At 37.3% G+C, this 11,661-nt stretch carries 8 protein-coding genes and 1 pseudogene; 7 read left to right on the top strand and 2 right to left on the bottom strand.

Going from position 1 to position 11,661, the window contains the following annotated elements:
• Positions 1 to 59: 59 nt before the first annotated feature.
• Both ACTH6U_RS19915 and ACTH6U_RS19910 read right to left on the bottom strand, forming a co-directional pair.
• Positions 60 to 812 (bottom strand): annotated as a pseudogene (locus ACTH6U_RS19915) (cupin domain-containing protein); the annotation flags it as partial.
• Positions 813 to 2,188: 1,376 nt separating this feature from the next.
• Positions 2,189 to 2,629 (bottom strand): hypothetical protein, encoded by a 441-nt coding sequence (locus ACTH6U_RS19910; RefSeq protein WP_441832990.1) that lies wholly within the window; start codon positions 2,627 to 2,629, stop codon positions 2,189 to 2,191.
• A 1,653-nt stretch (positions 2,630 to 4,282) separates the two neighbouring features.
• On the opposite strand from ACTH6U_RS19910, the gene flhD reads away from it, so the two are divergent.
• From flhD to ACTH6U_RS19875, 7 genes are all read left to right on the top strand, one after another.
• Positions 4,283 to 4,633 (top strand): flagellar transcriptional regulator FlhD, encoded by a 351-nt coding sequence (gene flhD, locus ACTH6U_RS19905; RefSeq protein WP_336430853.1) that lies wholly within the window; start codon positions 4,283 to 4,285, stop codon positions 4,631 to 4,633.
• The gene (gene flhC, locus ACTH6U_RS19900; RefSeq protein ID WP_294107825.1) at positions 4,630 to 5,220 is read left to right on the top strand and encodes a flagellar transcriptional regulator FlhC; all 591 of its coding nucleotides are present in this window, start codon (positions 4,630 to 4,632) and stop codon (positions 5,218 to 5,220) included. Before flhD ends, flhC begins: the two co-directional genes overlap by 4 nt.
• Before the next feature lie 97 nt (positions 5,221 to 5,317).
• Positions 5,318 to 6,205, top strand: coding sequence for a flagellar motor stator protein MotA (gene motA, locus ACTH6U_RS19895; RefSeq protein ID WP_294107824.1), 888 nt, complete (start codon positions 5,318 to 5,320; stop codon positions 6,203 to 6,205).
• A 7-nt stretch (positions 6,206 to 6,212) separates the two neighbouring features.
• The gene (motB, locus tag ACTH6U_RS19890) at positions 6,213 to 7,133 is read left to right on the top strand and encodes a flagellar motor protein MotB (protein WP_294107822.1); all 921 of its coding nucleotides are present in this window, start codon (positions 6,213 to 6,215) and stop codon (positions 7,131 to 7,133) included.
• 108 nt (positions 7,134 to 7,241) lie between these two features.
• Positions 7,242 to 9,320, top strand: a complete 2,079-nt coding sequence (gene cheA, locus ACTH6U_RS19885; protein WP_441832989.1) for a chemotaxis protein CheA — start codon at positions 7,242 to 7,244, stop codon at positions 9,318 to 9,320.
• Between the two features lie 15 nt (positions 9,321 to 9,335).
• The gene (cheW, locus tag ACTH6U_RS19880) at positions 9,336 to 9,833 is read left to right on the top strand and encodes a chemotaxis protein CheW (RefSeq protein ID WP_294107818.1); all 498 of its coding nucleotides are present in this window, start codon (positions 9,336 to 9,338) and stop codon (positions 9,831 to 9,833) included.
• 105 nt (positions 9,834 to 9,938) lie between these two features.
• On the top strand, positions 9,939 to 11,624 hold the full coding sequence (locus ACTH6U_RS19875) for a methyl-accepting chemotaxis protein (protein WP_294107816.1): 1,686 nt from the start codon (positions 9,939 to 9,941) through the stop codon (positions 11,622 to 11,624).
• Positions 11,625 to 11,661 lie beyond the last annotated feature (37 nt).

Raw genomic sequence — 11,661 nt, 5'->3', positions numbered from 1 at the left:
AAATTTTATCCCGAAATTCGATTAAAAGGTGCGTCAATAACATGCGCGGACCGTGTGGCACGTAGGCTTTCAACCTCATGAGTTTCCATGGTTCCCGCATTTTCGCGCACTGTCAGGTCAGGATCTCCATAATTTACCCCACCCAGATCCTGTTCCAGTACGTAGTCTGCAAAACTGCTCAGCAGATCACGTCCAGTCGGTCCGCGAAAGCCGACAGAATAGTTCATGGTATCTTCGAAAGTGAAACCATCGTGAGGGAATCCTGGTGGAATATACAGAATATCTCCCGGTGCCATTTCCACGTCAATAATTGGCTCAAAGGGATCGACATGCAATAATGCAGGATGTGAGCAGAACTGACGCATTGGGAGGGCATCGCCCACACGCCAGCGGCGGCGTCCCATTCCTTGGATGATGAAAACATCATAGTTATCAATATGCGGCCCGACACCACCTCCAGGCACCGAATAGGAGATCATTAAGTCATCAAGACGCCACTCAGGCAATACTCGGAACGGTTTCACCAGTTCAGCGGCAGACATATGCCAATGGTTGACGGCCTGTACCAGTAATGACCATCCTTTTTCGCCTAATTCGCTGTAGTCCTCAAACGGACCGTGACTCGCTTCCCATTTGTTATCTATGAAGCTGACAAGTCGACTGTCAACTTCCGGCTCCATGGCCAAGCCAGCCAGTTCATCTGGTGTGATAGGGTCGGCAAAATTAGGAAATGCATTTTTCAATACAACGGGTTTTTTCTGCCAGTATTTTTCTAAAAATTCAGGCCAGTTAAGATTTAGTTTGTTAACCATGTGAGCACATCTATATTAGTAAATAAGTTGGTAATTATAGAAGTAATGCACCGTCATATTTTTGTTTGGCGTCAAATACCGGTCAATAACTTTTGTGGGAATATCCGCAGAACAGGCATTAACGTCAAACTTCACATTAATGCCTATTCACTTTTTGTTACTCTTATCCTTGGTTGACGTATCGTGACTGATATCTAAAAATGCACTCAATTTTTATGGAGAGTTAGAAATTGGTGGTTATCGCTTAAAGCTCTATTTTTATCTAATAATGACTATCACCATAAAATATTTGTGGTTGTCATCAAATTTCAAATTTGATAAGTTTCGTTTTTGTTAATCGTAAGATATGTCAATAATCATAATGAAATTAATCTACTCACTAGTTTGTCTGTTTATAATCACAGGGTGTTCATCGTCGACGACATTTGAGCCAAATAACTCAAAATGGCCAAATAATTCCAAATGGCCAAAACAGCATAAAGATTCTCGCTCATCTGAACAAAAAAGAGTTGATAGAGAAGCTGTACATGAACAGCAACGAGCTGTTATGAGAGGTGAGAGGCCGGATTATAGCGTTTTTGAGCGGTATTAATTATAGATATTAATTGCCTGTGAGGCGCTTTTTTCGAGTGAATCACATATAGTTTTGTATACCATGAGTTAGTTCTTTGTAATTGTTAAACTCCTTGACACTTTTTAACGATCATAGTGGCATTGAGAGTTATAACACCTATCTACTTCTCATTTATCTATTGAATCTATTTAGTTTTACGTCAAAGTATAAAATTAATTATATTTAAAATTCAATTGGTTACGGGGTTTATGTTATTAATCCTGTTAATGACTCATGGGTATACTTTGTTTTGTTTATTAACATCAAGTCTTGTTAAGCACTACATTCGTAGAATAAGCCAACTCATTTCTGATAAACCAACCAACACCAAACCATCTAAACTAAGCTCCTGCATTGATATTACTAGTTATTTCGGTGAGTTATTGGGCAATTTGTAATATTTTAGGATTAAAATTCTGCTTTGAGTTTTTTCAAATTGAGCATTTTTGTCATAAGTAGCGCTTTAAAAAATACTTAAGTTAATCGTTTGTTTTAATTTGTAGTCTGGTTTTTTTAAAGATAATGGATTAATGGCGATTAATTATATTTAAAACACCAAAATTAGTAACAATAATAATATTAAAAATAAACAAAAATTAAACAGACTATTAAAATAGCCTGTTTAATCAGCAGAATTTGATTAATTAATAAAGTGGGTGCGCGCTTAATATAAATATTAGATTTTTATTAATCTATTTTAGATTACTACCTATTGGGTATTTTTTGATGAAAACTAATTATTATGGCTAAAAAGTATGTTTTATTATTCTAAACTAGCTCTTTTCGTAACGGTTACTGATGCATCATAGCCTAATAGATAAAGTGCCTGTTCTAACGCTTCTATTTTTGAAGCGTAATGGATATCAAGTAGCCTTTCAATTTGCTGAGCATTGATATTAAGCTTGCGCGCTAGGTCACTTTTACGTGTATTTGTTTCTATAATAGCGTTACTTAGTGCGATTTTTAAACAACTTAGGATTGGTAAATAAACGATAAAGGCATCTTCAGTGCTGACTGAAGGGCTTGGGACTGGTAGTCGTGATGTAATCAACTCCGCAATTGCTGCTGTTAATGTTTCCTCTGCTTCAAGTTCAATGTTTTCTTTGCTAAATGTGACGCCTTGTATTTCAGGAAAATCACAATAGTTAATTTCATAGGTTCCTTCTTCTTCTATGTACTCTACAGTTGCTAAATAACTAAACATATTAGTCCCTATTATTGGTGCGTTAAAGCGAAAATGACAGAGCTGTAACATGCATGGTATGAATTCTGCCATACGGGGCTATGAGTATAATATATTTAGTCTAAAGCATCTGGTTAATCTTTAGTCGATATAACTTAAATCCATGATAGCAAATCATATGGCTATTTTCTGAGCTATAACACTTAAAACAGATACATTATGAAATAGTTTTATTTGGAAACTATTAGGAAAGAGTGAGATTAAATGTGAAATAAGTCTCAGTTTTAACAAAAAAAATTCCTCATTAAAAATATTAAATATGCTTTTGATACGATTTTTATATTTTTTGAGTTTTTATAAAAAAATAAAAATATCGGAGCATTAAGTTTAATTGATTTACGCAATCTTACTTAAGGTTGAGAACGTTATTGAGTATTTTGTTAAAATAAAAGTATATAGTGAACAAATGATATTATCACCATTGTTATTATTTTGATTAAATTGAAACAGTCAATATGATAGGTACTAAGTAAAATTACGGGCTTGCACTAGATATGCGTTTTTTATTTTAGTCATCTTTCGATGAATTAAAAATCATATGGAAAACATATAGAAAAAGGAACGTACGTCTCATTTGTTTTTTACTTTTTAAGTTGAATGTTAATGATTGCAGTCTTCGTAGGTTGATCTTTTTATTAAAAAAATATTTTTTGGGTCATTTGATGAAAAAATAAAAAAATTAATTTGTTTATAGTCAAGTTGTAATGAAATATTAACAAAATAAAAGTGGGAATAGTGAGTTAAATAATTAAATTCAATTAACAACTATAAGCTAAATTAAAACTCAGTAAATTTAAAAAATCACAGTTTTAATTAATTTAATTAATCCAATTAAATTTTCAGCTCATTACAACTGTTAAGGCTTACTTATCAAATTTGTAAGGTTTCACTATGAATCAAAGTAATTGATTTTTTTTAATAGAATAACTAGTTATGAATTCTTTTTAAGAATAGTTAAAGGTTTAAGCAAATAAATTGAAAATTAATGGCTAAATTTTATTCCAATCCTGCCGATAGTAGTGAATTCAGAATAAAGGCAGTTCAGTTTCTTAATAATAACTATTGATCTAGATCAATATGCCGTTCTTGAAGTTGTGATTGGTCTTTTTACCTTCTTAATCACCTTAAAAGAGTAAATGTATTGATTAAAATCCTACCATTTAGTTTAAGTCGATCCAAAATGTCGCGAATATTTCGGATAAGGTGGGGCAATATATAGGTTTAATAAAGATTTTCTAATGTATGGATGGGTAATTAGTCTAATCAGATAAAAAGAAACATAAGTATCTTGAATAGTTAATTTAGTGGTGCATAATAATTAACGACTAATAATGATATCGGTATATTCCCACTTTTAGTGGAAATGCTAATTTTTTAGTCGCTATTTATTGTTTGTAGGTATTCAGGAAATGTATTTAATTTAAGATTTGAAATATTGTACTTTTATACTCCAAATTGGGTATTAACTAACGGAAAACATGGGAACGTAATGGAATACGATTACCTAATTTAATAACGTTTAATATTTAAAAAAATCAGTTCATACAATACTTTTAATTTCATATTTGTTCTTTTTGCACACAGATGTTGATAAATATTCGGAAAGGAAAAAAAATGAGTACGACGACAGATTTTCTGAAGCATATATACGATATTAACCTCTCATATTTGCTGTTAGCTCAAAAACTTATCTCTCAAGAAAAAGCCTCTGCCATGTTTCGTCTCGGTATCTCTGATGCAATGGCAACTACTTTAGCAGATCTTTCTCTTTCTCAATTAGTCAAATTAGCGGAAACAAACCAGCTAATCTGTCAGTTTAGATTTGAGAACAGCGATACGATAGAGACACTAACACGTGATTCTAGGGTTGATGATTTACAACAAATTCATACGGGTATCTTACTTTCGACTCGATTACTGCAAAAGCATAATGAGGGCGAGACTAATATAGCGAGAAAAAGATGAGCACCATAGCTGAAAAAAGTATTGTTAAAGAGGCTAATGATATTCGCTTAGCGATGGAATTGATCTCGTTAGGTGCTCGCCTCCAGATGCTAGAAAGTGAAACCCAAATCAGTCGCGGACGATTAGTTCGTTTGTACAAAGAGCTAAGAGGATGCCCACCACCAAAGGGAATGTTACCTTTTTCAACAGATTGGTTTATGACGTGGGAACAGAATATACATTCATCTATGTTTTATAATGCATACCAATTTTTATTGAAAAGTGGCTATTGCCAAGGTGTTGATGCAATATTGAAAGCATATCGTCTTTATTTAGAACAGTGTGCGCCAGCGCCAGGAGAAGAACCATTATTAGCATTAACCCGCGCTTGGACGTTAGTTAGATTTGTTGAAAGTGGTATGTTGCAGCGTTCCGATTGTCGCTGTTGTAGTGGGTCATTTATCACCTATGCGCATATCCCTGAAAATAGTTTTACTTGCAGTTTGTGCCAGCCACCATCACGTGCAATAAAAAAACGTAAACTTTCCGAAGATCTCGCCGATATTACGCTATATCGACAGGATGGCATTACCAAAGCGGTGATGTAATTGGATTGATTTGGTTTACAGGCAAAATTATTTGCCTGTCGTTCCTAATATTCCCTTTGACTGCCATCTGTTAACCAACGGAGTGAAAGGGAATATTGTGTTAATACTCATCGGGTATATCATTGTTACAGTTGCCGTAATTGGCGGTTATTTAATGGTTGGCGGCCATTTAGGCGCGCTATATCAACCGGCTGAATTTGTTATTATTTTAGGTGCGGGTTTAGGTGCCTTTGTAGTCGGTAACAGTGGTAAATCGATTATTGCATTATGTAAAGTATTGCCGCGCCTTTTCCGTCGTTCCTCCTATAACAAAGCAATGTCGATGGATCTAATGGCATTGTTATTTCAATTACTCAATAAATCCCGTCAGCAAGGTCTACTTGCGCTTGAAAAAGATATTGAGAATCCGAGAGAAAGCGAAATCTTTTCGCAATATCCTCGAATTTTAAAAGATGAATCTACATTGATGTTCATTGTTGATTATTTGCGTCTGATGGTGACAAGTAATTTGCAAAGTCATGAAATAGAAGCATTGATGGATGAAGAATTAGAAACCTTTCGCCAAGAAAATGAAGTCCCTGCATCCGGCTTAAACATGGTCGGCGACTCTATGCCTGCTTTTGGTATTGTTGCGGCTGTTTTGGGGGTAGTAAATGCTTTGGGTTCAGCCGATAGGCCCGCAGGTGAGCTTGGTGCATTAATTGCTCATGCAATGGTCGGTACATTCTTAGGTATTTTAGTGGCTTATGGTTTTATTTTACCGTTAGCTTCATTGATCCGCTTGCGCAGTGGCGAACAGTTAAAAATGATGGAGTGCATTAAAGTCACTTTCCTGTCTGCATTGCAAGGTTATGCGCCACAAATCGCCGTAGAGTTCGGACGTAAAGTATTGTTTAGTGCCGATAGACCTTCATTTTTGGAGCTTGAAGATAAAGTTCGTGAAGTGAAAATAGGCAATCGCGCTCAAGAATCGAGCGAGGAGTAATCGGTCGATGGCAGCCAATAACCCTCAAATAATTCGAGTCAAAAAACGTGCTTCACATCATCAAGGTGGGCATGGCGGCTCATGGAAAATTGCTTATGCTGATTTTATGACAGCAATGATGGCATTTTTTTTGGTGATGTGGCTTATTTCGATTTCAAGTCCTCAAGAATTAACACAAATTGCTGAATATTTTAGAACGCCACTGAGTACCGCAATTAATCCGGGTAAAAAAAGTGGTGATGCGACAAACCCAATTCCGGGGGGCGGCAAAGATCCTATTTATCGTGATGGTGATGTTTTACCTGAGCCGAACTCTCTCACTGATGGTGATGCTAATTATCGTTTTGAAAAACTTAAAAAATCACTCGAGCAAGCGATTTTAAATGACCCTCGCCTTAATGAATTGAAGCCTCATTTACTTATTGACATGATTAACGACGGTTTACGTATTCAAATTGTTGATAGTGAAAATCGACCTATGTTTAAAGTGGGTTCTGCCACTGTCGAGCCTTATATGCGAGATATCTTACGTGCAATTGCACCGTTGCTTGATGATGTACCAAATCGGATCAGTATTTCAGGGCATACCGATGATTTGCCTTACGCTAACGGTGCAAATTATAGCAACTGGGAGCTTTCCTCTGATAGGGCAAATGCATCACGTCGCGAATTAATACGTGGTGGAATGAATGAAAACAAAGTATTGCGAGTTGTTGGGATGGCTGCGTCTATTCATTTAGATAAAGAACATGGTCTTGCACCAATAAATCGCAGGATAAGTATTATTGTTTTAAATGATGAAGAAACGAAACAAATTTTACGTGAATACGATGGGGCAACACCCATAAATGATGTGCTAAATAAAGTGATAAAACGCGAGCCAGTACCGGCAACCAATGAAGTAGTCACTGTAAAAGTTCAGCAATAAATGCACTGATTTACAAAGACTATTTGAATATTAATCTATTTTAGTTGTACTGCCGGATGTTCCGGCAGTCAGCGTTAAGTGAAACCTAAGCGAAACTGGATAAAAACCATGGATATTACCGAGTTTTATCAAACATTTTTCGATGAAGCCGATGAGTTGCTCAGGGATATGGAACAACATTTACTTGAGCTCGATCCTTTTGACCCGGATAGCGAGCAGCTAAATGCCATTTTCCGTAGTGCTCATTCTATAAAAGGAGGAGCTGCAACTTTTGGTTTCACTCAGTTGCAAAATACCACTCATACATTGGAAAATTTATTGGATAAGGCGCGTCTCGACCAGCTGACATTAACACCTGACATCATTGATATATTTTTAGATGCTAAAGATGTGATGGCATCGCAATTAGATGCATATAAAAACAGTTCATTACCTGATGATGAAATGTTTAAACGTATTTGTGATGTGTTAAGCAGCGTTGAGCAGCGTGCCGAAGAAATAACCGTATCGTCATTGGCGTCAACTGAAACTCAATTGTCTGACAGTGAACATTCCGCAGTATCTGTGAACGCACCTCAAACCTGTGGGATGAAAAGTGAACATACGTATTATTTTATGATCACGCTTCAACAATTAAAAACCACTGAAGTTGATTTGCTTGCCGATGAATTGGAATTATTTGGCACTGTGTATCACACCGAAAAAACTGAAAATAGCTTACAAGTTTGGCTCGGCAGTAATACCGAAATTGATGATGTTTGCGGTGTACTGTGCTTTGTTGTGGATGAATCTCAAATTAGCCATGAAGTAATTAGTTTCGACGATTGTCAGCCATATATTCAAGCTGTCGAAGAAGAGGCTAATGAACAGGCAGACCAAGTAGAGGTTCAAGCTGAGGCCGAAGCCGTTAAAGCTGAGGTTATCGAAAAAGAAGCTGCGCCAGTAACACGCAAAGCATCAGTGACCAAACCAAAAGGTGACTCGAGCAGTATTCGTGTTGCCGTCGAAAAAGTTGACCAACTCATTAATCTTGTTGGCGAGCTCGTTATCATTCAATCCATGTTGACACAACATAGCCAGCAGGTAGATCAAAATGAATATGCTGATTTGCTAGGCTCGATTGTTCAGTTAGAGCGCAATTCAAGAGCTCTACAAGAGTCTGTTATGTCAATTCGAATGATGCCAATGGACTATGTATTTAGTCGTTTTCCTCGCATGGTTCGTGATATTGCCTCGAAATTAGGTAAAAAAATCGAACTCAAAGTGGAAGGCAGTGCAACTGAATTAGATAAAAGTTTGATAGAGCGTATCGTCGATCCACTGAATCACCTTGTTCGTAATAGTCTTGACCATGGGATTGAAAAACCAGAGGTTCGTCTTGCTAATGGCAAGCGGGAATCGGGTACTTTGACTCTTGCAGCATCACATCAAAGCGGAAATATTTGTATTGAAGTGCGTGATGATGGTGCGGGGCTTAATCGAACACGCATTCTTGCTAAAGCTCGCTCCCAAGGTATGAATGTTCACGATGCAATGAGCAATGAAGAAGTGGCAATGCTCATTATGGCACCAGGATTCTCAACGGCTGAAGTCATCACGGATGTTTCTGGCCGTGGGGTTGGCATGGATGTGGTGAAACGAAATATTCAAGACATGGGTGGTCGTGTCCAGATTGGTTTTACGGAAGGCAAGGGCACTATTATTCGTATTCTTCTGCCACTCACATTAGCTATTTTAGATGGCATGTCCGTCAAAGTTGCAGAAGATGTGTTTATCGTTCCGCTAAGTTCAATTATCAGCACATTACAGCCGCGTCAGGATGATATTTATCGCTTAGCGGGCGAAGAAAAAATGTTATTAGTACGTGGTGAATATTTGCCATTAGTTGAATTACATCAAGTGTTTAGCATTGAAAATGCTGAGCGTAATTTAGATAACAGTATTGTGCTGATTATCCAAAATGCAGGTCATCGTTTTGCTTTATTGGTCGATAAGCTAGTAGGACAGCAACAAGTCGTTGTGAAAAATGTTGAAAGTAATTACCGCAAAATTCCGGGTATTTCAGCTGCAACAATTATGGGAGACGGCTCAGTTGCGTTGATTTTAGATGTCGCTGAATTACAAAAAATGAATAACAGCATTTTGATTAAAAAGAAACAGCAGGTTTCACAACCTGTGGTGCACTAAATAGAGGTCATGCATATGTCTATGTTCGATGATGATTTAAATAAGCTTGATGAAGAAAAAAATGGTGAAGGTTACCTCATTTTTACTCTTGGGGAAGAAGAGTACGGAATTGAAATCTTAAAAGTGCAGGAAATCCGAGGCTATGAACAAGTGACTCGGATTGCTAATACACCAGATTTTATTAAAGGTGTAACAAATCTGCGCGGTGTGATCATTCCTATTATTGATTTACGTGTGAAATTCTCCCATGAAAATGTGGTTTATAACGATAATACTGTCGTGATTGTCGTGAATTTAAAAGACAGAGTGGTTGGCATCGTTGTTGATGGTGTTTCAGATGTGTTGGTTCTCAACGAAGATCAAATTGCTGCGCCACCTGACTTTGCAGTCACGTTATCGACCCAATATTTGACCGGTCTTGGTACGGTTAATGACCGCATGCTGATATTGGTTGATATTGAAAAATTGCTGACCAGCGATGAAATGGCATTAATTGACAGTATGGCTGAGTAACAACTCAGCTTTATTCATTGCTCAAATATTAATATCTCATTAACTAAAGTTTTTAGTTGAATGACCGATATCCAAAATACAACAAAATAATGTTAGTAAAACGTCATGTATAGTCGAATTAAGATCGTATCAGGACTTCTGTCCGTCATTTTTATTTTTATTTTATTGCAACTGGTATCTAGTGGTTTGATGTTTAACAAGCTCGGCGATAACAGTGACAGTATTAATTATTTAAATTCGCTCCAACGCCAAAGACAAGTATTAACTGAAAGCTGGGTTAACTTATTACAAGCTCGTGCCAACTTAAATCGGTCAGTAAATGCCTATTTATTAGAAGGTCGAAAAATTCAAGATGATTCAACAACAGAAGATTTAATTAAAGCAGCTAAACGTAATTTTAAATCTGCAGATGATGCGTATGTTCGTTACAACAAACTGATGCAAAGCTCGACCTATGATAAAGCTAAGTTCGAGAAATTATTTGCGACCTATGAAGATTATCGTAATGCATTAGTTACCTTAGGTGAATATGCAGAAAAAGGTGATTTAGAAAAGTTTTATGCGCATCGAACCTCAGGCCTTCAAGTTAAATTTGAAGAACAGTTCAATGCCTATTTCGCTGATATTTCTGCCGATTTTCAGGCTGAAGTTGTCAATGCAGACAATAATTATCGCCAATCACTTTATATGTTAGTGATTTTATCGATTACGTTAGCATTTGTGGGCTTATTAAGTTACCGCTATGTACGTAAAGGTATTATTGAGCCACTAACTTTATTGATTGAACGTATTAAAGTCTTTGCAGCCGGAGATTTAACACCAAAGGTTGATACCAACGCCAATAATGAAATAGGCGAACTTGCTCGAGGTGTGCAACACATGCAGCAAGAGCTTATTAATACGGTGCGTGGTGTACTTGATGGTAGCGAAACTATTTATCAAGGAACGACTGAAATTGCCGCCGGAAATAATGATCTTTCATCTAGAACAGAGCAGCAGGTTGCTTGTCTAGAAGAGACTTCGGCGAGTATGAGTGAGTTAACAGCGACGGTAAAACAAAATACCGAATATGCTCATCAAGCGAGTGAGTTTGCGAATCAAGCGTCGGTGATTGCGAAAGAAGGCGGGAAAGTTGTCTCTAATGTCGTTAGCACCATGCTTAATATTGCCGATAGTTCACAAAAAATATCTGATATTACCGCTGTTATCGATAGCATTGCTTTTCAAACCAATATCTTAGCACTAAATGCAGCCGTTGAAGCAGCACGTGCTGGGGAACATGGTCGTGGTTTTGCTGTCGTTGCCGATGAAGTCCGTAACTTAGCTCAGCGCAGTGCCGATGCAGCAAAAGAAATTAAAACGCTCATCGAAGATTCTGTTTCAAGAACGGGCACTGGCGCTCGTCAAGCTGAAGATGCGGGTGAAACGATGACCAAGATTGTTGAGTCGGTCACGCGGGTCACAGACATTATGTCTCATATTGCCACTGCATCTGATGAGCAAAGCAAAGGTATTTCACAAGTCAGCATAGCAGTCGCTGAAATGGACAAAGTGACTCAGCAAAATGCGTCACTGGTTGAGCAATCGGCGGTAGCGGCAAATGTGTTGGAAGAACAGGTTGCAAAACTGTCACAGCTCATTTCTATTTTCCGTCTACCGGCGTTAAAACACACGGAAGTGCGTAATACAAAGCCGGCGGCAAGGACGATTTCAAATATCGTTAAAACCCCGGATCTAGCTAAATTATCATCTAAGGATCATAAAAATGATGATAATTGGGAAACGTTCTAAAGGTTAAGCACAGTTTAGCGCTGTGAAGTTATTACCT

The organism is Providencia sp. (genome assembly GCF_052096715.1).
In the GTDB taxonomy this organism is placed as follows: domain Bacteria; phylum Pseudomonadota; class Gammaproteobacteria; order Enterobacterales; family Enterobacteriaceae; genus Providencia.
Note: the sequence above shows the minus strand (reverse complement) of the source record. Positions and strands in the feature narration are given on the sequence as shown.

Coding starts and splice junctions, on each gene's coding strand:
- ACTH6U_RS19875 (WP_294107816.1), top strand. CDS start 9,939: ATGTATAGTCGAATTAAGATCGTATCAGGACTTCTGTCCGTCATTTTT.
- flhC (WP_294107825.1), top strand. CDS start 4,630: ATGAGCACCATAGCTGAAAAAAGTATTGTTAAAGAGGCTAATGATATT.
- motB (WP_294107822.1), top strand. CDS start 6,213: ATGGCAGCCAATAACCCTCAAATAATTCGAGTCAAAAAACGTGCTTCA.
- flhD (WP_336430853.1), top strand. CDS start 4,283: ATGAGTACGACGACAGATTTTCTGAAGCATATATACGATATTAACCTC.
- cheA (WP_441832989.1), top strand. CDS start 7,242: ATGGATATTACCGAGTTTTATCAAACATTTTTCGATGAAGCCGATGAG.
- cheW (WP_294107818.1), top strand. CDS start 9,336: ATGTCTATGTTCGATGATGATTTAAATAAGCTTGATGAAGAAAAAAAT.
- ACTH6U_RS19910 (WP_441832990.1), bottom strand. CDS start 2,629: ATGTTTAGTTATTTAGCAACTGTAGAGTACATAGAAGAAGAAGGAACC.